The following is a 22,116-nucleotide window of genomic DNA, read 5'->3' as shown; positions in this document are numbered from 1 at the left end:
GCATGCCTTTGGTGAGCATCCTACTTGGGTCTACCGCCGTTAATCGGTCGGCGTCCAGTTCCTTTTGTTTGCTGCCAGCCCGAGTGGCGGAGGCGATGGTGACGATTCCACATATCGGGGAACCGACCCATGCGACCGCCCGCCCGTTTTTTTGGCTTCCTTTCCCTCTATGGCGTAACGGCCTGCGCCGTCCTGGCTGCAGGTTGCGCCACCACTTCGCCGCTGCCTAATCATGCCCTGACGACGGGAGCGCCCGGCGCGCTCGCCGGGGCTCCAGAGCTGGCGGTGATCGCGGGCGCTTCAGCCGGATACGTTCCCGTCGTCCGCCACGGACGCTACACCTTGGTCGAGCTGGTACCGGAGCCGGCACAGCGTGATCTGATGCAGCAAGTCGTTGAGGTCGCAATTCCACCCATGTTCGATGCGAGCGTGGGCGACGCCCTGCGTCATGTCCTTCTGCACACGGGCTATCGACTTTGCGACGCCGCGGATGCCTCGGCCCTGTATGCGCTTCCGTTGCCCGCGGCGCATCTGCGTCTCGGACCGCTGACGTTGCGCGACGCCCTGCTGACGATCGCCGGACCCGCATGGGATCTATCGGTCGATGACGCATCCCGCCATGTGTGCTTCGGGCGCCGAGCGGCCCCCGTTTCGGCCATTTCGATCGTGGTCCCGACCGGCGGTGTTCCAAGCGCAGACCAGATCGAGGCCGATGGGACTCGGGAGGTCCAGCCATGAACATCCCTCAGTTCCCTTCCGACGTCGAGGGCCGCCGGCGCTGGCCGAAGATCGCGGCCGCCGTCTGGCTGCTGTTCGCGAGTGTGCTCGCCGTCGTCAACAGCGTCGGGTTGTCGCACTTGGCAGAGCAAAGCCGCACCAACGCCCAGGACACCCATGTCCAGGCGCTCGTCACGCGGGTTGGCGAAGTCGAACAGCAGGTGGAGGAGATCAAGCGCCAGCCCAAGCCGATCCCTCAGACGGACTTCGATACCGCCCGCCAGGCCCTGGAGGAGCGGCTGGCGCACGTCGAACAGGCGCAGGCGACGGATGCCCACGGCGACGACATCAAGGCGCTGCAGGCACGCGTGGGCGTCCTCGAAGCGCGCCTGAAAAAGGCGGCACCGTCCGCGGCAGATCCCCACAAGACCGCAGAGGCGGCCAAGCCCAAAGTGCCCGAACCGCCATTCAACGTGGTTGGCCTGGAGCTGCGCGGCGGTGAACGCTTCGTGTCGATCGCATCACGCGGCGCCGCAGCGCTTACCGAACTGCGGCTGCTGCGCGTGGGTGAGTCGATCGGTGCCTGGCAACTCCAGGCCATCGACGCGCATGCCGCCGTCTTCCGCGTGGACGACCAGATCGTACGTGTCGCGCTGCCGTAGGAGCGTGCCATGAAGCCAGGCTTTGCGACCGCGATCGGCCTTGCCGTGGCGCTCACCCTCGTGGCGGCCGGTGGCTTCGCGCAGTCGGCGCCGGTGGCGAACTCCCGCGTGACCCCGAGCCTGATGCAGAACAGCACCGACGCCGGGCTGGACGAGCGCCTCGCACGGGATTGGGGACTGCGGCCCGAGGAATGGGCGCGCTACCGGCAATTGATGCAGGGACCGCTCGGCATCTACTCCCCGAACCTCGATCCACTCACGGTCCTGGGCATCGAGGCCCGCAGCGACGAGGAGCGCAACCGGTACGCGGAGCTGCAGGTGCAGGCGGAGTCGCGGCGCGTGGGCAAGACGCTGGCCTACCAACGCGCCTACGACGCCGCGTGGAAACGCCTGTTTCCCGGCCAGCAGCGCGTGAACCTGCCCGGCGCACGGGCTCCCGCTTCCGGCAACATGGGGCCCGGCCGGCTGGCCGTCTTCGTCAAGGCGGACTGCCAACCGTGCGAACAGCGCGTGCGCCAGTTGCAGGCGGCTGGCACGGCCTTCGATCTCTATATGGTCGGCAGCCGCCAGGACGATGGCCGCATCCGCCAGTGGGCGACGCAGGCCGGCATCGACCCCGCCCGGGTGCGGGCGCGCACGATCACGCTCAATCATGATGGCGGCCGCTGGTTGTCCTTGAGCCTGCCCGGCGAGCTGCCCGCCGTGGTGCGCGAGGTGAACGGCCAATGGCAGCGCCAGTAGCCGCGGCACGAGCCGCATGCGCAGTGCTGGCCCTCTGCGCCTGGGAGACGATCGCATCGGCCCAGGAAGTGCCGCCGCCGGCTTACCAGCTCGCCGCACAGCGGGCGGGCATACCCTCGCCCGTGTTGTTTGCGGTCGCGCTGCAAGAGAGCGGCGCGCGGCTGCACGGCCGCCTGATTCCCTGGCCGTGGACCCTCAACGTCGCTGGCCAGGCAGAGCGCTACGCCACACGGGCCGAAGCCTGCGCCGGGCTGCGCAGAGCGCTCGCACGCACCCCGGCCAGCCGCGTCGACGCGGGCCTCGGGCAGGTGAACCTCGGCTACCACGCGCACCGCTACGAGCAGCCTTGTGATCTGCTCGACCCGTACCGCAATCTCGCCATCGCCGCGGACATCCTCGTGGAGCAGCACGCACCTGGCGAGGACTGGATGGTCGCCATCGGCCGCTACCACCGGCCCACCGGCGGCGAGCCGGCCGCCCGCTACCGCCGCAGCGTTCATCGGCACCTTGCCCGCGTGTTGGGTCCGGACGCATCCGTTTCTTCCAACGCTTTCACCCGGACCCGCACGCCATGAAGCGCATCCTGCTTGTCATTACCCTGGGGTTGTGGTCGGCCACCGCCGCCGTCGCGCAAACGACCCTCCAGCCAACTCAGACGACCGCGCCCCAACCGCTGATCGTCGTCGAGGGCCGAGGTGGCGTATCGGCCTTGCCGTACTACCAGGCCCTGAATCCACAGGACGCCGGCCCGGCCCAGCCGCCTGCTGCGACACCGATGCCCCGCGTCGACAATCCGTCCGATGAGGAGGCGGACATGCTGCCGGTTCGCTCAGCGCTGCTGACGCCGGGCGACGAGCCGCGGCGCGTGATTCGCGCACCGGGCCTATCGCCGTTGTTCCTGGTGGGGGACGACGATCGCTCGCGCGCCTGGCTGCGGCAGCCGCGCGCGGCCCTGCAGGAACTGCGGGCGGTCGGACTGGTGGTCAATGTCGCCACCGCCGAGGCGCTCGCCGCGCTGCGCCGCCTCGCTCCCGGCCTGACGCTTTCACCAGTCTCCGGCGACGACCTGGCGCAACGGCTCGGCATCCGCCACTACCCGGTGCTGATCACAGCCACCGGCATCGAGCCTTGAAGCGAGATACGGTGCAGCGTCCGCCATGGCCCAGCCCCACTCTGTCGAGGTACTGCTGCGACCAGCGGTGGAGCTTTACACCGTCGCGGTGTGTGTCGGCGCCGCGCTTCTGTGCATGGTGGCACCGTGGTCGCTCGCGCTGAGCCCCTTGCTGGGCCTGGGCAGTGCGCTCGCGTTTCTCACCTTTGGTGCCATCCGCTGGCGGGATGCCTGGGCCATCCTGCGCTACCGGCGCAACATCCGGCGGTTGCCGCGCTACGTGATGACCAGCCGCGATATGCCGGTGAGCCAGCAGCGGCTGTTCATCGGCCGGGGCTTCCGGTGGGATCAGCGTCATACGCATCGGCTCATGCAGACCTACCGGCCGGAATTCCGTCGCTACGTGGAGCCGACGGCGATCTACCGGGCGGCGCGGCGGATCGAGGAGCGGCTGGAGTTCGCACCGTTCCCAGTCTCGAAGCTTGCGAAGGCGCTGGCCTGGGATAGCCCGCTCAATCCGGCGCGTCCGCTGCCGCCAGTCGGTGGGCTGCCGCGTTTGCACGGCATCGAACCGCACGAAGTCGACGTGACGCTGCCGCTGGGCGAGCGGGTCGGCCACTCGCTGGTCCTGGGCACCACGCGGGTGGGCAAGACTCGCCTGGCCGAGCTGTTCATCACCCAGGACATCCGGCGCAAGGTCAACGGCCAGCACGAGGTGGTGATCGTCTTCGATCCGAAGGGCGACGCCGATCTCCTGAAACGCATGTATGTGGAGGCCAGGCGCGCCGGGCGCGAGGGCGAGTTCTACGTCTTCCATCTGGGCTGGCCGGACATCTCGGCGCGCTACAACGCCGTGGGCCGTTTCGGCCGCACCTCGGAAGTCGCCACCCGTATCGCGGGTCAGCTTTCGGGCGAGGGCAACAGCGCCGCGTTCCGTGAGTTCGCCTGGAGGTTCGTCAACATCATCGCCCGGGCTTTGGTGGAACTGGGGCAGCGCCCCGACTATCTGCTGATCCAGCGCCACGTCATCAACATCGACGCGCTGTTCATCGAATACGCCCAGCATTTCTTCGCGAAGAACGAGCCGAAGGCCTGGGAGATCATCGTCCAGCTCGAAGCCAGGCTGAACGACAAGAACATCCCGCGCAACATGATCGGCCGCGAGAAGCGCGTCGTGGTGCTGGAGCAGTACCTGTCCCAAGTGCGCATCTATGACCCGGTGCTCGACGGCCTGCGCAGCGCCGTGCGCTACGACCGGACGTACTTCGACAAGATCGTCGCTTCGCTGCTGCCGCTGCTGGAGAAGCTCACCACCGGCAAGATCGCGCAACTGCTCGCACCGAACTATTCCGACCTGTCCGACCCGCGACCGATCTTCGACTGGATGCAGGTCATCCGCAAACGCGCGGTAGTCTACGTGGGGCTGGATGCGTTGTCCGACGCCGAAGTCGCGGCGGCGGTGGGCAACTCGATGTTCAGCGATCTCGTCTCGGTCGCCGGCCACATCTACAAGTTCGGCATCGACGACGGGCTGCCCGGCGCAGCGGTGGGCGCCAGGATTCCGATCAACGTCCACGCCGACGAATTCAATGAACTCATGGGCGACGAGTTCATCCCGATGGTCAACAAGGGCGGCGGTGCCGGCGTGCAGGTGACGGCCTACACGCAGACCTTGAGCGACATCGAGGCGCGCATCGGCAACCGTGCCAAGGCCGGCCAAGTGGTCGGCAACTTCAACAACCTGTTCATGCTGCGCGTGCGCGAGACCGCCACCGCCGAACTGCTGACGCGACAATTGCCCAAGGTCGAGGTGTACGCCACGGCACTGATGAGCGGCGCCACCGACAGCTCCGACCCGCACGGCAATACCGCCTTCACGTCCAACACCCAGGACCGCATCAGCAGCAACAGCGTGCCGCTGATCGAGCCGGCGCATGTGGTGGCGCTGCCCAAGGGCCAGTGCTTCGCGCTGATCGAGGGCGGCAACCTCTGGAAAGTCCGCATGCCGCTGCCGGCACCCGACCCCGACGAAGCCATGCCGAACGATCTGCAAGAGCTGGCCGGCTACATGCGACAGCACTACGTCGAGGCAGGAGACTGGTGGGAGAACCAAGGCATCCCCGGCCTGCAGGACAAGACGCTGCCCGACGACCTGCTGGACGACTTCAAGCAGATGGCCGCCGCTGAGGAGGCCGAAGCATGAGCGATCCAGCCGTCGCAGCACAGCGCCAGCAGCAACGACAGCAGGGGCTGATCGCCGGCCTGGTCACGCTGCCGTTCCGCTTCTTCGGCGTGCTGTGCGGCGCGCTGCTGCTGTGCATCCTGATCGAATGCGTCGGCATGCACTTCTTCTGGCCCGATCAGGGCTGGCGCCACGCGCAGGGCATGCTGCACTACGAGCTGGATCAGCTCTCCACGCATTTCACGCGCAGCGCGCTGGCGCAGGAGCCGGGGCGCACCGCGCAGCGGCTGGTCGAGCAGGGCTACGACTGGCTGTTCGTGAAGAGCGGCCTGCTGGACTGGATACGCGACGCCTCGGCGCAGGCCAGCGCCGGCAGCCATCGCCCGACCAAGGATTTCCGCTACTACATCGGCTTGGTCTACGTGAACGTGGAGAGCTACCTGATCGCTGGAGCCTACACGACGCTGGTCTTCCTCGTGCGGCTGCTGGTGCTGTGCCTGACCCTGCCGCTGTTCCTGATGGCCGCTTTCGTCGGCCTCGTGGACGGGCTGGTGCGCCGGGACATCCGCCGCTTCGGCGCGGGACGCGAATCGGGGTTCATCTATCATCGCGCCTGGGCCAGCTTGATCCCGCTGGCCGTACTGCCGTGGGTGACTTACCTGGCACTGCCGGTCAGCGTGAACCCGCTGCTGATCCTGCTGCCCAGCGCCGCAATGCTCGGCGTGGCGGTGTGCATCGCAGCGGCGACGTTCAAGAAGTACCTGTAAGAACGCGCGATAGATTCTCCATTTCGGACCTCGTGGGTACGCTGCATGGAGGGATGATGAATTTCAATACCTATCGGCACAATCTATGATCGCTTTTCAGCGGCGCCTGCTTCGCCCCGGCCATGGCAGTTCTCCCGTCAGTTCAGCCAAGCCTCCATCGTCTTCGACACGTGCGCCGTAGCGGTTCACCTCCACCTCCGGCAAATCGTCACTGTCGAACCATAGCAAGGAGATGGTGGTATCGGTGCGCAGGTAATGCCTTGAAAGTTCCCAGAGGTCAAGGCCCTTTTCCCAGTTGTCGAACCAGACGTCCTGTGAAACTTCCCCCGTCTCAGTGGCGCTAATCCCTGAAGAGCGGATTCGGTGAGCCACGGAGCCTGCTGGAATTACCGACCTGGGAGGTATCCAGGCCCCTGCTTGCCGCAAGGCCGTGGAGCGCGCGGCATACCGCACCGCACCGCGCTCCATGGTGACGAATGCACATGGCATATCGCTAAGACTGGCAAACCTTGACGCCGCTGCAGGGAATGATGTGCCGAACAAGGCGGCCATGTGTTGGATGAGCTCCAGGGAGGGCTCTTCGTTGGGAACAGCGGAGAGCCATTGCTGATAGGGCATCAGCAGTTCAGAGGCAAACGTGTCGCAGGCGATCTCGTTCGGATGTCGCTTTGCATAGGACCATGACGGCACCTCGTTGTGACTTGATTCCAAGCCGAGCACGATATGAGCTATTTCGTGGCAGACAGTGAAGCGCTGGCGCTCTTCGGTTTCCAGCGAATTCACAGTGATGATGTGCTTCCCGTTCGGCTTGGTAACGGTATAGCCAGACTCCCCCTCGCCAAGCTCATCCTTCTTGACCTTGGCGTTAGCCGCGGTCACATACGGGGACAGGTCTTCTCGGATGTTCGAAACATCGACTCTCGCGACAAACGCGCGCGCGCTCTGCCTGACATCCGCCTCGTCCATGTTCAGTCGTCCTCGTCGTCGTCGAAGGCCTTTTTGATTCGGGCGATGAGCGTCGCGGGGTCAGGCCTTGCATTTCCCCGATGCCTGACTCCAGCCGCGGCCGAAAAAACATCGATGCTGATCGAGGGATCTTGTAGCACGAATTCAACAAGGCTTGGATCAGCGTCTGCGTGGTCAACCAGCCACATCACGAGTGCGGCATCTCTTTCTCCCGGCTTGAGAACCTTCAACAGCTTCTCAACCAAGTCTTGGGATGGGTTTGTCTTCTCGCCTGTTTCGAGGCGGTGGACATACGCATGATCAACTGACGATAGCTGGCCGATCTCACGCAGGGAAAGGGTTCTGCGTTCGCGTAGCGTCTTGAGGGCGACGCCTAGGCCTGTTTGCGGCATGAGTTCTGATCCTTGCGGTTGCGGGAAGAAGGGCCAAGCCCTCTGTTGCCCCTCCACATCCTGTTGATGTTCAAAGGCGCACGCCGTACCCAGTTGCACCGGCGCACGTGCTCTGATACATTGTTGTCCATCCAGACAACAGATGTAGGTTTTACGCCTGCTCCAGGTTGGATTGGCTTGGCCTTCCTGTTGTCTGCGTGAGCAACGAATTGTGCTACAGCGGGCGGCCGTTGACAACCCAGTCGAGCGGCTGGGCCTTCGATAGTTCCACTGTAGGAGAACCATCATGGCAGGCAAGAATCAGCATGTTGTCCCTCATCAGGATGGTTGGGCCGTCAAGGGAGCCGGCAATCAGCGGGCGACCTCCGTGCACGACACCCAGCAACAGGCCATTGACGCAGCGAGGGATATCGCACGCAACCAGCAGTCCGAACTCGTCATCTATCGTCCGGATGGCCGTATCCGTGACAAGGACAGCCACGGCAACGACCCCTTCCCGCCGAAGGGCTGAAGCGCCATGACAGGCATCCCTACCTACCATGTGCTCGCCCTGTCAGGGGGCGGTTATCGCGGCCTGTACACCGCCACGGTTCTCGCCGAACTCGAAACCGTGCTGGGCCGTCCTATCGCTTCGCACTTTGATCTGATTTGCGGCACATCGGCAGGAGGGATGCTGGCTTTGGGGCTGGCTGCGGAAATTCCGGCCTACGAACTCAAGGCACTATTTGAAGAACAGGGCAGCCGCATCTTTGGTTGCCGCAGCCTGCCGCGGCGGCTTCTGGGGTTCTGGCTGACCGCAAAGCATGACTCAACAGGGCTGCGAGAGGTACTGACCGAGCGCTTCCAAGGGACCACGATCGGCGACCTGAAGCATCGTGTTCTCGTGCCAGCAGTCAACTACTCGACAGGTCGCGGGCAGTTCTTCAAAACACCGCACCATCCGTCCTTTGAGTTGGATCACCGCATGAAGATCGTCGATGTGGCGTTGGCGACCGCAGCCGCACCCGTCTACTTTCCTCTGGCGCGCAACGACCGCGGTGTCTTCGCGGACGGGGGGCTGGTGGGCAACGCCCCGGGCCTGTTCGGGTTGCACGAAGTCAAGACGTTCCTGGCGCCGAAACAGGATGTGCTGGTTCGGGTCCTCGCCATCGGAACGATGACCATCGGTGCGACCGTTCGCGGCGGCGCCAGCCTCGACCGCGGATTCGGCAAGTGGCGCGGGGGACTCTTTGACCTCGTGATCTCCGCCCAGGAGTCGTCGGTGGACTACATGCTGCGGCAGGCGCTGGGCAACAACTATTTCCAGATCGACGACAAGGCGACGCCGGATCAAAGCAAGGACGTGAAGGCGCTGGATCGGGTTTCCATTGGATCCACGAATACGCTCAAGGATCGCGGCAACCACGCGGCGCAGCGTGCGCTCGGCGATCCTCTCTTCCAACCATTTCGAGCGCACCAGGCCGGCGCTCCCATCTTCTATCACGGCCCCAACAAGAATTTTCCGGAGGCCGCATGCTGAACTTGAGCCCGCTCTTCTTCACCACCCTTGATGACGAATCCTGCATGCACGACGAGCTTGATCTGACGCCTGAACAACGCGCCTGGATCGCCAGCGTACGCACTGACGTCAGGGACTGTCTGCGCACAGGCATCCCCCGCGTGCTTAAGGCAAGCGGATACACGGAAGACGTGCCGCAGCCGCGCTTCTTCACACAAGGGTCGTGGGCATACAAGACGCTGAACTCCCCGGCACAACGCCCGCAGCAGGCGGATGTCGATGATGGCTGCTATCTACCAATGAGTTTCGTCTCGCAGACGAGGCGTCCCAGCACTGCGTCGACGGTGTTCTTTGCCGCTGCGGAAGAAGCCTTGAAGCCGCTGGTCGAGGAAAAGCGGTGGCAGCTCATCACCGACAAGCCGACGTGCATCCGCATCGTCTTTGCCACGTATGCCCACATTGATATTCCTCTGTACGCCATTCCCGACGACGAATTTGTCACGCTTGCAAAGGCTTCGATGGAGCGATATGGCTACGACTCGCTGACGGAAGCGGTGAACATGGCAGAGCAGGATGCCTGGACCGCACTGCCCGCTGACAAGGTTCTCCTGGCCCATCGCGAATGCAACTGGATGTCCTCTGACCCCAGGCCTGTGAAGGAATGGTTCCTGGGCGAAGTGGAGGCCAAGGGGGAGCAATTCCGCCGCGTGGTTCGTTACTTGAAGGCGTTTCGTGATTGGAGGTGGTCCAGCGGCGGACCCGCTTCGATCCTCTTGATGGCCGCCGCAGCCCCTCTCTTTGAAAAGCGTGATTGGCGCGACGACCTCGCGTTGCTGGATGTCGTCGCGGCGCTGCCAGCTAGGTTGCGTGGGGGAGTGAACAACCCCGTGGATGAGTCCGAATCGCTCACGGAGCGACTTGGCCAAGCGGGTGTCGAAGAAGCAGCAAAGGCGTTCGAAGAATTTGAGAAAGTGCTTCGCGGAGCAACCGGCGCTGGCAGTCCTTCACAGGCCTGTATCTGGATGCGAGGCGAGTTCGGCCCGCGCTTTCCGAACGAGCCGGATCGGGTCAAGGTGGTGTCCGTTGCCGCCACCATTGCCGCGGCCCCAGCCGCTACTGGTCCTAGCGAACTTATCGGACGAACGAAAGCTGGATGAGCAGCGCCGCAGCGGTCGCAGACGTGATCGAGGCCTTCAAGCAGCGAGGCTTCAAATTTGTCGGCAAGACGGATACCGGCTGGTTCAGGCTGCACGGGCGGTTGACCCCGCCCCAAGCGGACAAGGGTTGTCCGTGCGAAGTCCAGCTCGACCCCACGTTCTTCGACTTGCCTCGCATCCGGCTGCTGGAAATCCCTCCTGAGCTGCCCGCAGCGGTTCCTCATCTTGGCGCAGATGGCGGGCTTTGCTATCTCGCCAAGGGCACCGTCGTTCTGGACATCTACGATCCTGTGGGACAGTCGCTGGCGTGCCTGCAACGCGCGGCCGTCGTGTTCGGTCAGATCATGCAGGGGGAGATGATCGAAGACCTCGCGGAAGAGTTCTTCGCCTATTGGCACGGCTGGCATTGTTTCGTGGACATGCAAGGCGAGGATCTAGGGCGACAGAACTGCGTAGTCGCGCAGGCCAATGGGTGCCCTTTGTGGTTCATCACCGACAACGAAGATCGAACAACTGAGAAGCTGAAGTCGCTCGGCTACCAAGTCACCGATAGAACGGTGCTGACTTACCGGGTGAAGACTGGTGCTCAACCCCGCCCTTTGACCAGCCATTGGCCTCCTGAAACAGTTGGGGATATCTTGGCGTGGCAAAGCACCCTTGACCCCCGGTGCCGGCGCAAGATTCACGAGCGTATCAAGGAGGGGGAGAGGAAGAAGGCCAACGGGGTTCTGATCGTCATCGAATCCCCGTTGATGACGTATGGCTTCGCGGTTCTCTATGACCGCCAAAGTCCTGTCCAAAAGAGCAAGCTCGTAGATCGCAGGGATTCGAGCTATGGGTTGAAGGTGATGCCCATCTCTGTGGTCAGAATTGACGATCGGTATCTTGCCCAGCGGAACATGCCGAAGTCAAAGACGCTTGCAGGGAAGAACATCGCCGTCGTTGGATGCGGCACGATTGGCGGCTATCTGTCGGATATGCTTGTCAAGGCTGGGGCGGGGACATGCGGCGGAAAACTCACGTTGGTGGATTTCGACTGCCTTCTCCCGCAAAACATCGGGCGCCATCGCCTGGGATTTCCGGACCTGTTGTCTAACAAAGCCGAGGCTATGGCGAAGGAACTCAAGCGCTTGGCGCCAGGCGCCGAGATTCGCGCGTTGCCCGTGGATGTCAGGCAGGCTCAAATGGGAGAGCTGGATCTGCTCATAGATGCCACCGGGGAAGAATCGCTCGGGCATTGGCTGTGCGGCCACTATCCGCCTCCGACGCCCATGCTTTCGGTCTGGATCGAGGGGCCAGGAACGGGTGTCCGTGCGCTCCTGAGGACGAACGCATCTGGTGCGTGCTATCGATGTCTTTGGCATAGCAACAGAAGGGGCGAGCTCCGTTCTACCATTGATCCTCTTCCTGGCATTTTGGCGGGGCATGGATGCGAGGGCTTGTACGTGCCATTCCCCGCTTCGGTGTCGGTGCACGCTGCCAGCCTGGGCGCTGAGATGACCCTTGATTGGGTCAACGGCGTCCATTCCCCTGCGTTGCGAACCAAGTTGATCGACCGCGCCCAGCAGCTTGCCACACCCGATTGCGATCCGCTGCGGGATCGGGAATGTCCCTCATGCAATTCATGAGTTCTTGGGCGGCCGACGACAACAGAACGCTGCTGCATTTCTCGAAGTCCGCGCTGGAGACCTTCCACCAGCATGTTCAGGCCAGTGATTCTGACTGCGAAGCTGGCGGGCTGCTACTTGTGCGTAATCCAGCTCTTTCGACCAAGCAGTCCAGTACCGCCCACAGTATGACCACTGGTCCTGACCACTGGTCGCGTCTCTCTCTGAGTGAATTTTCAGTAACTTATTGTGGATAACTATTCGCGGCCCAGCGATTGTGAATAACTTGCTTCCAGCATTGAAAACCTATGCTGCTCAGACAGCTCACTCCGTCCTGCGGGCCTACAAGGGAGCTTGAGAAATGTTTGCGCTGAAAGAACTTCAGCTGAACAGAAGCCTACAGCCAGAACCCACGCTTATTCACATTGGCAAACAGCGCTGAGAGTGCACCGAGATCCTCTGTGTCAAGCCGCATTTCAGTAGTGCCATTAAGAGAGGTCGGCAACTGGGTGCCGTGGATTTCTCTCGACTGCTTGAGAATCTGGCCGAGCAAACTGCTTCGGGGAAGGAGTATGTAGCGCACCTCGCAGTCCAAGCCATCGGCAAGCTTGGCCAGCGTGTTCAAAGAAATGCTTTGATTTGCTTCTGCCTGTTCCAGCTTGCGCACACCTTGGGCCGTCATTCCGGTTCGTGCCCCAAGAGCCGTTGAACTCATGCCTAGGGCGAGGCGGATGGTCTTGACCCAGCCGCACCTCGGTGCCACATCGCGATGCAGCTTCGCGAATTCGCAAAACTGCCGATCAAGTTCTGCCAAGCGGTTGAAATCCAGACGACTCTTCAATTTTCACGGATTCCTGGAAAGCTACTGATTGGTTGCCAAAGTTGTGCGGCGGGGCAACCGGATGCATTCCATTCGCCAGTGTCAACGCTACGAGCGAAATAACGCCTTGGAGCTAGGTTATCTTCGCGCTCCCCGGTTCCGAATGGGACCAAATAGTCTCACATTTCTTGAACAACCAACATGCTGCGTGTGGAAAAAACTACTCTTGGAACATTTGGAGAGCCTGAACTGGCAGGCCTTATAAACTCGCGAGGGTGGAAATCAGTCTTGCCTGATGCTTTAGATGATCAGCATCTGCTACTGGTCTCAGAGCAACTGCGGGATTTACTTGCAGGCAAGGGCTGGGATGATAACCAGGGGCCTGGCAGCGCTGCCCTACCGATCAGCTTGTTGCTGCTGTCGGAGGCGGGTGCCGAGCGGCTGAGTAAGGGCTTTGATGTCGCGATGAGTACATTGCATGAGGCGATGACTCTTCTAAGCATCACTATTGATAGAGAGATCGTGAGCCGGATTTTGCATCGTAAGGATGGCCCCACTGGCGCTGAACTGATGGAAAGCCTGCGCGTCCTTACTCAGAACAACGTCGAACCCGCCCGGTCACCTCGCCCCGCCTAACATAGGGTCAAAGCTTGGAGGTCGGCCTTCACGGTCTCGATGATTTCGTCGAACGATGCATGCTCCAAACCTTGGCAATATGCAGTCGCGATCAGCGTCATAGGATGGATCTGCAAACTCTCAGCCAATCCTTCTATGGTTCGGATGCTTGGCACTTGGTGGCCTTGTTCAACGCGGCTGATGTGTCGTCGGCTCGTCGCAAAGAGCATGTCTTCCTGGGTCACACCCCGTGCAGCGCGCAGTACTTGAAGCGCGCGACCAAAGTCAGCTTTGGGTCGGAGTTGTTTTCGGGAAGACATACTCCCGATTTCCGCCGAATGAGACCAATAAGACCACGACCAACTAGTCTCATTGCAAGTCCCGTCGTAAGAAAACTCTGCACATCACAAGTCTTCTCTTGAATGTCGCCCAATGCCTATCTTGTTTCTGGATTTCGACGGTGTTCTACATCCGGAGCATTGCCATGAGTCCAAACACTTTAGTTGCTTACCCGTGTTTGAGAGCGTTCTCAGCCAGGTTCCCGACTGCAAGCTGGTGATCGCGAGTACTTGGAGGCTGCAAATTCCAGTAGAGCGTCTTCGAGAAAAACTGGGACCCAATGTGGCTGCCAAGCTCGTGGGAGTTACCCCCCAATACTGCTATCTTCGCGACGTTCCGCTTACGCTAGTTGGTTATGAACGGGAAGCCGAATGCCATGCGTGGCGACGGGCCAATCAGGTCCTCAATGAGCCGTGGCTCGCGGTTGATGACCGTTCCTGGCTTTTCAGGCCGTTTTGCCAATCGCTTTTCCTGACCAACAGCCGCACAGGTCTATGCCCCACAAGCGCGGAACGGCTTGTCGCACGGCTTCTGAAGCTTCTCTGAAAACGTGAATCCTCATGAACTGACTGAGCTGCGGCAGGGTCTATACAAAGTCCCCCCCAGTGCGACCTCTGCGAAAGCATGCCCTTGGTGGCGGATCATGTGCAGGTCGAATATGAACGACGGCAAAGAAAACGAGTGAAGCGCTGTTGCCAGGGAGCGTTGGCCAGGTAGGTTGCCATTCAATTTGAAGCCCTGCGCCCCCAAGACAGTTGAACGAGCGCAGGAACCTGTATCCATCTGTGATCGTGACGGTAAGATGGGACGAGTGATTTTTATGCGTACACCCCGCTCTTTTGACTCGAGTTGTGCGGCCAAACTCTCTCAGTCTCCATGCTCGACGACATCAAAAAAACCCTCTGGGCCACCGCCGACAAGCTGCGCGCCAACATGGACGCAGCCGAATACAAGCACTTGGTGCTCGGCCTCATCTTCGTCAAATACATTTCTGACACCTTTGCCGCCCGCCGTGCCGAACTGACGGCCCGCCTGACCAACCCCGACGACGAATACTTTTACGGCGATGCTGATCCTGCCGACATCGAAGCCGAGCTGGAAGACCGCGACTATTACAAAGAGGTCAACGTCTTCTGGGTGCCCGAAGGTGCGCGGTGGGAGGCGCTGCGCAATGCCGCCAAGCAACCCGACATTGGTAAGCGTATTGACGACGCCCTCACCCTGATCGAGGCCGAGAATCCCAAGCTCAAAGGCATCCTCGACAAACGCTATGCCCGTGCGCAACTGCCCGACGGCAAGCTGGGTGAGTTGGTTGATCTGGTCTCCACCATCGGCTTTGGCGACGACCCCGCCGTGGCCCGCGACGTGCTGGGCCAGGTGTACGAATACTTTCTGGGCATGTTCGCCAGTGCCGAGGGCAAGCGGGGCGGGCAGTTCTACACGCCTGCCAGCATCGTCAAAACCCTGGTGGCCATCCTGGCCCCGCACGAAGGTAAGGTGTACGACCCGTGCTGCGGCTCGGGCGGCATGTTCGTGCAGTCGGAGAAATTCATCGAAGCCCACGGCGGCAAGCTGGGCGATGTGAGCATCTACGGCCAAGAGGCCAACCCTACCACTTGGCGCCTGGCCGCCATGAACCTAGCCATTCGCGGCATTGACTACAACCTGGGCCGCGAGCCTGCCGACACCTTCACCCGCAACCAGCACCCCGACCTGCGGGCCGACTACATCCTGGCCAACCCGCCTTTCAACATATCCGACTGGTGGCACGGCAGCCTGGAAGGCGACCCGCGCTGGGAGTATGGCGACCCGCCCCACGGCAACGCCAACTACGCATGGTTGCAGCACATGCTGCACCACTTGAAGCCCACGGGCCGTGCAGGCATTGTGCTGGCCAACGGCAGCATGAGTTCTAGCCAAAACAACGAGGGCGTGATCCGCGCCGCCATGGTCGATGCCGATGTGGTGGAAGTCATGGTGGCCCTGCCCGGGCAGTTGTTCTTCAACACCCAGATCCCCGCCTGCCTGTGGTTCCTGGCCAAGCAGAAAACGCGCAAGGGTGAGGTGCTGTTCATCGACGCCCGCAAACAGGGCCGCATGATCAGCCGCGTTCAGGCCGAGCTGACCGACGACACCATCGCCCGTATCGAAGCCGTGGTGGCCGCCTGGCGCGGCGAGCCGGGCGCAGGCAGCTATGAAGACGTGAAAGGCTTTTGCCGCAGCGTGCCCCTGGCCGAGATTGCCCAGCACGGCCATGTGCTCACCCCCGGCCGCTACGTGGGCGCAGAAGATGTGGAAGACGACGACGAGGCCTTTGCCGACAAGATGCAGAAGCTCACCGAGAAGTTGGGCGAGCAAATGGCCAAGGGTGCGGAGCTGGATGCGGTGATTCGGGCGAAGTTGGGGGGGCTGGGGTATGAGTTCTGATTCGGTCAGGCCTTATCGCTTTGCCGACCTTCTGTCGGAGCCGTTGCGAAACGGCATATACAAATCGAAAGAACACCATGGAAGCGGCATCAAAGTTGTGAACATGGGTGAACTCTTTGGTCACCCACGGCTACGCAACGTGCCGATGAAAAGACTTGAATTGACAGAGGCAGAACTCCGCAAATCGAGTCTGAAAGAAGGTGACCTACTGTTTGCTAGGCGATCTCTTGTTGCAGAAGGGGCCGGCAGATGCAGCATCGTCAAAGAGATAGCTGAGGCGACCACCTTCGAAAGCTCCATCATTCGTGCTCGTCCTAATCCTTCTATTGCTGATAGCGACTACCTGTACTACTTTTTCGCTTCGCCCCAAGGCCGAGAGCTGATGGGAACAATCCTGCGACAAGTTGCTGTATCCGGTATCACGGGTGGCGATCTTGCAGAGTTGCAGATCCCATTGCCACCCCTGCGCGAACAACGCACGCGAGCTTCAGTGATGGAGGCCCTCGACGACCGCATCACCCTCCTGCGCGAAACCAACGCCACCCTCGAAGCCATCGCCCAGGCCCTGTTCAAGTCCTGGTTCGTCGATTTCGACCCCGTGCGCGCCAAGATGGAAGGCCGCACGCCCGAAGGCATGGACGAGGCCACCGCAGCGCTGTTTCCCGATGGGTTTGAAACGTCGGAGTTGGGGGAGGTGCCGAGGGGGTGGCGGGTTGGTACGCTTTCAGACATCGCTTTTCTCAATGCACAGTCCTGGACTGTGCGAAATGCGCCATCTGAAGTGGCGTACGTCGATTTGGCAGGGGTTAAGAGCAACGTTTTCGATGAGCCCCAGTCGTATGCGTTTTCTGCCGCTCCTAGCCGCGCACGAAGAGTATTGCGAACAGGCGACTGCATTGTTGGCACTGTTCGCCCTGGAAATCGTTCCTTCGGGTTCATTGCGCATGCGAACAACAATTTGACCGGGAGTACCGGTTTTGCGGTGCTGAGTCCTAAGCAGAAAGAGATGACAGCATTTGTCTATCTCGGCGCAACGCGGGAAGACAACATAGACCGACTCTCTTCTCTCGCGGATGGCGGAGCGTACCCCGCGGTTAAACCTGAACTTGTAGTAGCAACTACTTGCGTACTGCCAACTGATAGCGTGATGCAAGAGTTTGATGAAGTTGCAAGGCCGCTACTTGATTCCATAGGCTCCAATAGTGCGCAAGCCCAAAGCCTCGCCAGCCTCCGCAACACACTGCTCCCCCGTCTCATTTCCGGTCAATTGTTGGCGACTGAAGCACGCAAAGAGACGAATATTTATTAATATAACCTGAGTTTGCGAAAAAGCTCGGCTGACATAATTTGATATTTTCAAAAGGAGGAGTTCAATGGAAAAGAAAAGCAAAAAAGATGGCAATGAGGGCGGAAAAGATGGCCAAATAATAATCGCCAATGCTACACCGAGCAGTGACACGGAAGACCTAATTGCAATCAAAGCGTTGTTTGAGTTGACGCTTGAGTTGCGCAATTTTGAAATTAGTCAGCTCGTTCAAAGAAATAACTTTTTCATGATTTTTCAGGGTGTTCTTTTGGCTGGTGTCGTTCAGTCTTCACACACTAAACCGGTGGTTAGTTTTTTGGTCTGCTTGGCTGGGTTGATAGTTTCAATTTATCAGACCCGAATGGCTGCTGGTGCAAAATTTTGGCAAGACTATTGGCAAGAGGCGTTAGTCCATATTGAAAAAATTATGCTGGGTGGACTTTTTTCAAGCAAAAAAAGAAGAATCTTTGTTCATCTATTCCATCAGGATGATGATCAAAAAACAAGAATGGTAAAAAAACAATTGGGTGATAGCAGCGGAACAATAGTCGGGAAAATGATTTTAAAGAGGTATTCTGTTAGTCAAATTCCTATTTATGTTGGCATCGCACTTTCAGCTATTTGGTTGTTTTTGACGTTGTGTACCTTAAGGGGATACCCACCACTCGGAATTCCATCGTTCATTGTTGGCTTCTGACAGTTAACAGAAATGACTGAAGACCAACTCGAACAAGAAACCCTGGCCTGGCTGCAAGACGTGGGTTATACCCACCGCTACGGCCCCGATATCGCCTTCGACGGCTCTTCGCCCGAGCGCGCCGACTACCGCCAGGTTGTCCTGCCCTTCCGTCTGCGCGAAGCCATCAACCGCCTGAATCCAGGTATCCCGGTAGCGGCTCGCGAAGATGCCATCAAGCAAGTCACGGATCTGGGCATCCCATCCCTGCTGTCTGCCAACCGCGCATTCCACAAGCTGCTGGTGGGCGGTGTCCCCGTCCAGTATCAAAAGGATGGCGAGACACGCGGCGACTTCGTTCGCCTGATCGACTGGGCACACCCCGAGAAGAACGAATGGTGGGCCGTCAACCAGTTCACCATCAAAGGCCCCCACAAGACCCGCCGCCCTGACATCATCTTGTTCGTCAACGGCCTGCCGCTGGTCCTGCTGGAACTCAAAAACCCCGCCGACGAAAACGCCAACATCTGGAAAGCGTTCGACCAGATCGAGACGTACAAGGAGCAGATCCCGGACGTGTTCCAGTACAACGAGGTGCTGGTGATCTCGGACGGTACTGATGCGCTGATGGGGTCTCTGTCTGCCAACGCTGAGCGCTTCATGGCCTGGCGCACGATTGATGGGGTGAACCTCGATCCACTGGGGCAGTTTCAAGAACTGCAAACCTTGGTGCGTGGCGTACTGGCCCCACAATACCTGCTGGACTACATCCGTTACTTCGTCCTGTTTGAGGATGACGGCCAGCTCGTGAAGAAGATCGCGGGCTACCACCAGTTCCACGCCGTGCGCGCAGCCATCGAAGAAGTGGTGACCGCCTCCCGGCCCGGAGCCTCCCGCAAAGGCGGCGTGGTGTGGCACACCCAAGGCAGTGGCAAGAGCATCACCATGACCTGCTTTGCCGCCCGTGTGATGCAAGAAGCCGCGATGGAAAACCCCACCATCGTGGTCATTACCGACCGCAACGACCTCGATGGGCAACTCTTTGGCGTGTTCAGCCTGGCCCAAGACCTGTTGCGCGAGCAGCCCACCCAGGCACTGACCCGACCAGACCTGCGCGCCAAGCTGGGCAACCGCCCCTCGGGCGGCATCATCTTTGCCACCATCCAGAAGTTCATGCCGGGAGAGGATGAAGACACCTTCCCGGTGCTGTCCGAGCGCAGCAACATCGTGGTGATCGCAGACGAAGCCCACCGCACCCAATACGGCTTCAAGGCTACCCTCAAAGGCAAGCCCGGTGAAGAAAAATACCAGGCGGGTTACGCCCAGCATTTGCGGGATGCCCTACCCAATGCCACTTTCGTGGGCTTCACTGGCACCCCAGTCAGCAGCACCGACCACGACACCCGAGCGGTGTTTGGGGAGTACATCCACGTCTACGACATGCAGCAGGCCAAGGAAGATGGCGCCACTGTGGCCATCTACTACGAGTCCCGCCTGGCCAAGCTGCGGCTCAAAGACGAAGACCTGCCCGCCATCGACGACGAGGTGGATGAGCTGGCCGAGGACGAGGAAGAAAGCCAGCAGGCCAAGCTCAAAAGCCGCTGGGCCGCCCTGGAAAAAATCGTCGGTGCCGAACCCGGGGTCGTCTCAGAAAACGGAAAATAAAGCACGCTAAGCCGGTTGCAGCGGCCGTAGCGGCCTGAACTTGCCCGCGCCGATCTTGGCGCTGCTGCGCCAGAGGTAATCGCCGGTCAGGTTGATGTGCTCCCAGCCGAGCGGCGACAGGTACTGCAACAGGCCGTCATCGACGGCTTGACCGTGGCCACGCAAGGCGTTCGCGGCCCGCTCCAGATAGACCGTGTTCCATAGGGCTCTGTTGCAAAGATTGGCGGCAGTCAGAGGTAGGCTGTCGCTCTGCGCCGATCAGGCGGCTGCTGCGAAATGGTGGTTGAGCATGCCCATGGCCTCCGTCAGCGCCGAGGGCCCAATGCCAAAAGCTCTCTCCACAAGGCGCACCTCGCCCCTGATGCCGGGCTGCAGGCACCAGGGGCGAGCCTGTCCTTTGCGCAGGGCTCGCATGACTTCGAATCCCTTGATCGTGGCATAGGCCGTGGGGATCGATTTGAAACCGCGCACCGGCTTGATCAGTATCTTGAGCTTTCCGTGATCGGCCTCGATCACGTTATTGAGATACTTCACCTGCCGGTGGGCCGTCTCCCGGTCCAGCTTTCCTTCGCGCTTCAATTCGGTGATCGCTGCACCATAGCTCGGCGCTTTGTCGGTATTGAGCGTGGCAGGCTTTTCCCAGTGCTTCAGGCCTCGCAGGGCCTTGCCCAGGAACCGCTTCGCTGCCTTGGCGCTGCGGGTCGGCGACAGGTAGAAATCGATCGTGTCGCCCCGCTTGTCGACTGCCCGGTACAGGTAGGTCCACTTGCCCCGCACCTTGACGTAGGTTTCATCCAGGCGCCAGCTCGGATCAAAGCCACGCCGCCAGAACCAGCGCAGCCGCTTCTCCATCTCCGGGGCGTAGCACTGGACCCAGCGATAGATCGTCGTATGGTCGACCGAAATGCCGCGTTCCGCCAGCATTTCCTCAAGGTCGCGATAGCTGATCGGATAGCGACAATACCAGCGCACCGCCCACAGGATCACATCACCCTGGAAATGGCGCCACTTGAAATCCGTCATCGTTCCGTCCGTCCAATCTCCGCCAAGCATGCTCAAGCTTCACGATTTTTGCAACAGAGCCCACACGAGTATTGAGCATAGTCGAGATTGGTGCAGATCACTTCTGATATTGAACTGTCAGGAGCTGGCTGCACAACAGCCATTACGCCCAATCAACTGGTGCAGTCGTCTTCTGAAAATGACATTTGGTATCTCTCATAAACGGATGTTTTTGAGAGAACTATCTTCGGCCTTCACACGCACGAAAGGCGGCGAAGCTCCGCCGTTAATCCGTCCGCCGGAGATCTCGCCCAGGCAGGCTGAAGGCCGAGCAAGCCTGACAGGCCCGAAAAGCCCGGCACGGGCGTCGGCGGCGATGACGGCGGCGGCATTATCCAGGGTTGATGATGGAAGTGGAGGATATCGACAACCTCTCGCGCAACCAAGACATCGCGGTCGGACTGCAAGTGATCTTGAAGCCACGGGCCCGTCCCACCCCGACATGGACCTCGATGCCCGAACGGACGTTAGATTTCGAGTTCTAGGCGTTCTGCGATGAAGGTTGGATCCCAGCCGGGATTGAAAGTGTCGACGTGGGTGAATCCGAGCCGCTCGTATAGGCCACGCAGGTTCGGGTGGCAGTCGAGCCGCAGCTTGGCGCACCCCTGCGTTCGCGCGGCATGGCGGCAAGCCTCGATCAGCGCGGAGCTGACACCCCGGCCCGCATGTGTCCGTCGCACCGCGAGCTTGTGCAGATATGCGGCCTCCCCCTTGAGGGCGTCGGGCCAGAACTCGGGATCCTCGGCCGACAAGGTGCAACAGCCGACGATGCCGTCGCTGCAACTCGCGACTAGGAGCTCGGATCTCAGGACGAAGGTCTCCGCGAATGTCCGGTCGATCCGCGCGACGTCCCAGGCGGGCGTTCCCTTGGCGGACATCCACGCCGCAGCGTCGTGCATCAGCCGCACAACCTCGTCGATATCACCCGAGCAGGCGACCCGAACGTTCGGAGGCTCCTCGCTGTCCATTCGCTCCCCTGGCGCGGTATGAACCGCCGCCTCATAGTGCAGTTTGATCCTGACGAGCCCAGCATGTCTGCGCCCACCTTCGCGGAACCTGACCAGGGTCCGCTAGCGGGCGGCCGGAAGGTGAATGCTAGGCATGATCTAACCCTCGGTCTCTGGCGTCGCGACTGCGAAATTTCGCGAGGGTTTCCGAGAAGGTGATTGCGCTTCGCAGATCTCCAGGCGCGTGGGTGCGGACGTAGTCAGCGCCATTGCCGATCGCGTGAAGTTCCGCCGCAAGGCTCGCTGGACCCAGATCCTTTACAGGAAGGCCAACGGTGGCGCCCAAGAAGGATTTCCGCGACACCGAGACCAATAGCGGAAGCCCCAACGCCGACTTCAGCTTTTGAAGGTTCGACAGCACGTGCAGCGATGTTTCCGGTGCGGGGCTCAAGAAAAATC

Annotated in this window: 23 protein-coding genes and 3 pseudogenes; 17 read left to right on the top strand and 9 right to left on the bottom strand. The window is 60.7% G+C overall.

Going from position 1 to position 22,116, the window contains the following annotated elements; translation table 11 throughout:
- Positions 1-129: 129 nt before the first annotated feature.
- The 7 genes from ABWL39_RS04910 to ABWL39_RS04880 are packed head-to-tail and all read left to right on the top strand — an operon-like array spanning position 130 to position 6,180.
- Positions 130-738, top strand: coding sequence for a PilL N-terminal domain-containing protein (locus ABWL39_RS04910; RefSeq protein ID WP_367787695.1), 609 nt, complete (start codon positions 130-132; stop codon positions 736-738).
- Positions 735-1,379 (top strand): hypothetical protein, encoded by a 645-nt coding sequence (locus ABWL39_RS04905; protein ID WP_367787692.1) that lies wholly within the window; start codon positions 735-737, stop codon positions 1,377-1,379. The genes ABWL39_RS04910 and ABWL39_RS04905 overlap by 4 nt, the downstream gene beginning before the upstream one ends.
- A gap of 9 nt (positions 1,380-1,388) precedes the next feature.
- On the top strand, positions 1,389-2,120 hold the full coding sequence (locus tag ABWL39_RS04900; RefSeq protein ID WP_367787689.1) for a TIGR03759 family integrating conjugative element protein: 732 nt from the start codon (positions 1,389-1,391) through the stop codon (positions 2,118-2,120).
- Positions 2,105-2,695, top strand: a complete 591-nt coding sequence (locus ABWL39_RS04895) for a lytic transglycosylase domain-containing protein (protein WP_367787686.1) — start codon at positions 2,105-2,107, stop codon at positions 2,693-2,695. Before ABWL39_RS04900 ends, ABWL39_RS04895 begins: the two co-directional genes overlap by 16 nt.
- Positions 2,692-3,252, top strand: a complete 561-nt coding sequence (locus tag ABWL39_RS04890; protein WP_367787683.1) for an integrating conjugative element protein — start codon at positions 2,692-2,694, stop codon at positions 3,250-3,252. The genes ABWL39_RS04895 and ABWL39_RS04890 overlap by 4 nt, the downstream gene beginning before the upstream one ends.
- A gap of 25 nt (positions 3,253-3,277) precedes the next feature.
- On the top strand, positions 3,278-5,434 hold the full coding sequence (gene traD, locus ABWL39_RS04885) for a type IV conjugative transfer system coupling protein TraD (RefSeq protein ID WP_367787680.1): 2,157 nt from the start codon (positions 3,278-3,280) through the stop codon (positions 5,432-5,434).
- Positions 5,431-6,180 (top strand): TIGR03747 family integrating conjugative element membrane protein, encoded by a 750-nt coding sequence (locus ABWL39_RS04880; RefSeq protein ID WP_367787677.1) that lies wholly within the window; start codon positions 5,431-5,433, stop codon positions 6,178-6,180. The genes traD and ABWL39_RS04880 overlap by 4 nt, the downstream gene beginning before the upstream one ends.
- 96 nt (positions 6,181-6,276) lie before the next feature.
- Here the strand turns inward: ABWL39_RS04880 and ABWL39_RS04875 are convergent, their stop codons facing one another.
- Both ABWL39_RS04875 and ABWL39_RS04870 read right to left on the bottom strand, forming a co-directional pair.
- Positions 6,277-7,146 (bottom strand): ImmA/IrrE family metallo-endopeptidase, encoded by an 870-nt coding sequence (locus ABWL39_RS04875; RefSeq protein WP_367787674.1) that lies wholly within the window; start codon positions 7,144-7,146, stop codon positions 6,277-6,279.
- A 2-nt stretch (positions 7,147-7,148) separates the two neighbouring features.
- Positions 7,149-7,538: a helix-turn-helix transcriptional regulator gene (locus ABWL39_RS04870; RefSeq protein ID WP_017462926.1), complete on the bottom strand. Its 390-nt coding sequence runs from the start codon at positions 7,536-7,538 to the stop codon at positions 7,149-7,151.
- Between the two features lie 286 nt (positions 7,539-7,824).
- On the opposite strand from ABWL39_RS04870, the gene ABWL39_RS04865 reads away from it, so the two are divergent.
- From ABWL39_RS04865 to ABWL39_RS04850, 4 genes are read left to right on the top strand one after another with little or no spacing between them, the layout of a single operon-like run.
- On the top strand, positions 7,825-8,049 hold the full coding sequence (locus tag ABWL39_RS04865) for a DUF2188 domain-containing protein (RefSeq protein WP_367787669.1): 225 nt from the start codon (positions 7,825-7,827) through the stop codon (positions 8,047-8,049).
- A 6-nt stretch (positions 8,050-8,055) separates the two neighbouring features.
- The gene (locus ABWL39_RS04860) at positions 8,056-9,057 is read left to right on the top strand and encodes a CBASS cGAMP-activated phospholipase (RefSeq protein ID WP_367787667.1); all 1,002 of its coding nucleotides are present in this window, start codon (positions 8,056-8,058) and stop codon (positions 9,055-9,057) included.
- Positions 9,051-10,193, top strand: coding sequence for a CBASS cGAMP synthase (locus ABWL39_RS04855; RefSeq protein WP_367787664.1), 1,143 nt, complete (start codon positions 9,051-9,053; stop codon positions 10,191-10,193). Before ABWL39_RS04860 ends, ABWL39_RS04855 begins: the two co-directional genes overlap by 7 nt.
- Complete coding sequence (locus ABWL39_RS04850) at positions 10,190-11,821, top strand: ThiF family adenylyltransferase (RefSeq protein ID WP_367787661.1); 1,632 nt, start codon at positions 10,190-10,192, stop codon at positions 11,819-11,821. The genes ABWL39_RS04855 and ABWL39_RS04850 overlap by 4 nt, the downstream gene beginning before the upstream one ends.
- Before the next feature lie 376 nt (positions 11,822-12,197).
- Here ABWL39_RS04850 and ABWL39_RS04845 read toward each other — a convergent pair whose 3' ends face one another.
- Positions 12,198-12,641 (bottom strand): helix-turn-helix domain-containing protein, encoded by a 444-nt coding sequence (locus tag ABWL39_RS04845; RefSeq protein ID WP_367787658.1) that lies wholly within the window; start codon positions 12,639-12,641, stop codon positions 12,198-12,200.
- A 180-nt stretch (positions 12,642-12,821) separates the two neighbouring features.
- On the opposite strand from ABWL39_RS04845, the gene ABWL39_RS04840 reads away from it, so the two are divergent.
- Positions 12,822-13,256 (top strand): hypothetical protein, encoded by a 435-nt coding sequence (locus ABWL39_RS04840; RefSeq protein WP_367787656.1) that lies wholly within the window; start codon positions 12,822-12,824, stop codon positions 13,254-13,256.
- On the opposite strand, the gene ABWL39_RS04835 is transcribed toward ABWL39_RS04840, so the two are convergent.
- The gene (locus ABWL39_RS04835; protein ID WP_367787654.1) at positions 13,253-13,555 is read right to left on the bottom strand and encodes a helix-turn-helix domain-containing protein; all 303 of its coding nucleotides are present in this window, start codon (positions 13,553-13,555) and stop codon (positions 13,253-13,255) included. The two genes, ABWL39_RS04840 and ABWL39_RS04835, sit on opposite strands and share 4 nt — an antisense overlap.
- Positions 13,556-13,667: 112 nt before the next feature.
- Here ABWL39_RS04835 and ABWL39_RS04830 point away from each other — a divergent pair, with 112 nt between their 5' ends.
- The 5 genes and pseudogenes from ABWL39_RS04830 to ABWL39_RS04810 form a co-directional block, all read left to right on the top strand.
- Positions 13,668-14,120: an HAD domain-containing protein gene (locus ABWL39_RS04830; protein WP_367787651.1), complete on the top strand. Its 453-nt coding sequence runs from the start codon at positions 13,668-13,670 to the stop codon at positions 14,118-14,120.
- A gap of 330 nt (positions 14,121-14,450) precedes the next feature.
- On the top strand, positions 14,451-16,001 hold the full coding sequence (locus ABWL39_RS04825) for a type I restriction-modification system subunit M (RefSeq protein ID WP_367787648.1): 1,551 nt from the start codon (positions 14,451-14,453) through the stop codon (positions 15,999-16,001).
- On the top strand, positions 15,991-17,310 hold the full coding sequence (locus ABWL39_RS04820; RefSeq protein WP_367787645.1) for a restriction endonuclease subunit S: 1,320 nt from the start codon (positions 15,991-15,993) through the stop codon (positions 17,308-17,310). Before ABWL39_RS04825 ends, ABWL39_RS04820 begins: the two co-directional genes overlap by 11 nt.
- Positions 17,311-17,374: 64 nt before the next feature.
- Entirely contained in the window at positions 17,375-18,004 is a 630-nt protein-coding gene (locus ABWL39_RS04815; RefSeq protein ID WP_367787642.1) for a hypothetical protein, read from the top strand.
- Positions 18,005-18,016: 12 nt separating this feature from the next.
- Positions 18,017-19,621, top strand: a pseudogene (locus tag ABWL39_RS04810) (type I restriction endonuclease subunit R); the annotation flags it as partial.
- A gap of 33 nt (positions 19,622-19,654) precedes the next feature.
- On the opposite strand, the pseudogene ABWL39_RS04805 reads toward ABWL39_RS04810, so the two are convergent.
- The 5 genes and pseudogenes from ABWL39_RS04805 to ABWL39_RS04785 form a co-directional block, all read right to left on the bottom strand.
- Positions 19,655-19,852: pseudogene (locus ABWL39_RS04805) on the bottom strand (Tn3 family transposase); the annotation flags it as partial.
- A 54-nt stretch (positions 19,853-19,906) separates the two neighbouring features.
- A complete protein-coding gene (locus ABWL39_RS04800; protein WP_001389365.1) occupies positions 19,907-20,671 on the bottom strand; it encodes an IS6-like element IS6100 family transposase in 765 nt (254 codons plus the stop codon).
- A 117-nt stretch (positions 20,672-20,788) separates the two neighbouring features.
- Positions 20,789-20,857: pseudogene (locus ABWL39_RS04795) on the bottom strand (EAL domain-containing protein); the annotation flags it as partial.
- A gap of 320 nt (positions 20,858-21,177) precedes the next feature.
- On the bottom strand, positions 21,178-21,678 hold the full coding sequence (locus ABWL39_RS04790) for a GNAT family N-acetyltransferase (protein ID WP_000376623.1): 501 nt from the start codon (positions 21,676-21,678) through the stop codon (positions 21,178-21,180).
- 127 nt (positions 21,679-21,805) lie between these two features.
- On the bottom strand, positions 21,806-22,116 hold a 311-nt coding region (locus ABWL39_RS04785), incomplete at its 5' end, for a dihydropteroate synthase (RefSeq protein ID WP_003159205.1).

Origin of the sequence: Chitinivorax sp. PXF-14 (genome assembly GCF_040812015.1) — a bacterium.
GTDB lineage: Bacteria > Pseudomonadota > Gammaproteobacteria > Burkholderiales > SCOH01 > JBFNXJ01.
The sequence above is the reverse complement of the archived record's forward strand: the minus strand, read 5'-3'. Positions and strand labels throughout refer to the sequence as shown.

What these genes read in the sequence shown, in the direction of transcription:
- ABWL39_RS04865 (WP_367787669.1), top strand. Translation starts at nt 7,825, where the DNA reads ATGGCAGGCAAGAATCAGCATGTTGTCCCTCATCAGGATGGTTGGGCC.
- ABWL39_RS04840 (WP_367787656.1), top strand. Translation starts at nt 12,822, where the DNA reads ATGCTGCGTGTGGAAAAAACTACTCTTGGAACATTTGGAGAGCCTGAA.
- ABWL39_RS04895 (WP_367787686.1), top strand. Translation starts at nt 2,105, where the DNA reads ATGGCAGCGCCAGTAGCCGCGGCACGAGCCGCATGCGCAGTGCTGGCC.
- ABWL39_RS04800 (WP_001389365.1), bottom strand. Translation starts at nt 20,671, where the DNA reads ATGACGGATTTCAAGTGGCGCCATTTCCAGGGTGATGTGATCCTGTGG.
- ABWL39_RS04815 (WP_367787642.1), top strand. Translation starts at nt 17,375, where the DNA reads ATGGAAAAGAAAAGCAAAAAAGATGGCAATGAGGGCGGAAAAGATGGC.
- traD (WP_367787680.1), top strand. Translation starts at nt 3,278, where the DNA reads ATGGCCCAGCCCCACTCTGTCGAGGTACTGCTGCGACCAGCGGTGGAG.
- ABWL39_RS04890 (WP_367787683.1), top strand. Translation starts at nt 2,692, where the DNA reads ATGAAGCGCATCCTGCTTGTCATTACCCTGGGGTTGTGGTCGGCCACC.
- ABWL39_RS04790 (WP_000376623.1), bottom strand. Translation starts at nt 21,678, where the DNA reads ATGGACAGCGAGGAGCCTCCGAACGTTCGGGTCGCCTGCTCGGGTGAT.
- ABWL39_RS04830 (WP_367787651.1), top strand. Translation starts at nt 13,668, where the DNA reads ATGCCTATCTTGTTTCTGGATTTCGACGGTGTTCTACATCCGGAGCAT.
- ABWL39_RS04910 (WP_367787695.1), top strand. Translation starts at nt 130, where the DNA reads ATGCGACCGCCCGCCCGTTTTTTTGGCTTCCTTTCCCTCTATGGCGTA.
- ABWL39_RS04870 (WP_017462926.1), bottom strand. Translation starts at nt 7,538, where the DNA reads ATGCCGCAAACAGGCCTAGGCGTCGCCCTCAAGACGCTACGCGAACGC.
- ABWL39_RS04905 (WP_367787692.1), top strand. Translation starts at nt 735, where the DNA reads ATGAACATCCCTCAGTTCCCTTCCGACGTCGAGGGCCGCCGGCGCTGG.
- ABWL39_RS04860 (WP_367787667.1), top strand. Translation starts at nt 8,056, where the DNA reads ATGACAGGCATCCCTACCTACCATGTGCTCGCCCTGTCAGGGGGCGGT.
- ABWL39_RS04825 (WP_367787648.1), top strand. Translation starts at nt 14,451, where the DNA reads ATGCTCGACGACATCAAAAAAACCCTCTGGGCCACCGCCGACAAGCTG.
- ABWL39_RS04900 (WP_367787689.1), top strand. Translation starts at nt 1,389, where the DNA reads ATGAAGCCAGGCTTTGCGACCGCGATCGGCCTTGCCGTGGCGCTCACC.
- ABWL39_RS04880 (WP_367787677.1), top strand. Translation starts at nt 5,431, where the DNA reads ATGAGCGATCCAGCCGTCGCAGCACAGCGCCAGCAGCAACGACAGCAG.
- ABWL39_RS04820 (WP_367787645.1), top strand. Translation starts at nt 15,991, where the DNA reads ATGAGTTCTGATTCGGTCAGGCCTTATCGCTTTGCCGACCTTCTGTCG.
- ABWL39_RS04875 (WP_367787674.1), bottom strand. Translation starts at nt 7,146, where the DNA reads ATGGACGAGGCGGATGTCAGGCAGAGCGCGCGCGCGTTTGTCGCGAGA.
- ABWL39_RS04850 (WP_367787661.1), top strand. Translation starts at nt 10,190, where the DNA reads ATGAGCAGCGCCGCAGCGGTCGCAGACGTGATCGAGGCCTTCAAGCAG.
- ABWL39_RS04855 (WP_367787664.1), top strand. Translation starts at nt 9,051, where the DNA reads ATGCTGAACTTGAGCCCGCTCTTCTTCACCACCCTTGATGACGAATCC.
- ABWL39_RS04835 (WP_367787654.1), bottom strand. Translation starts at nt 13,555, where the DNA reads ATGTCTTCCCGAAAACAACTCCGACCCAAAGCTGACTTTGGTCGCGCG.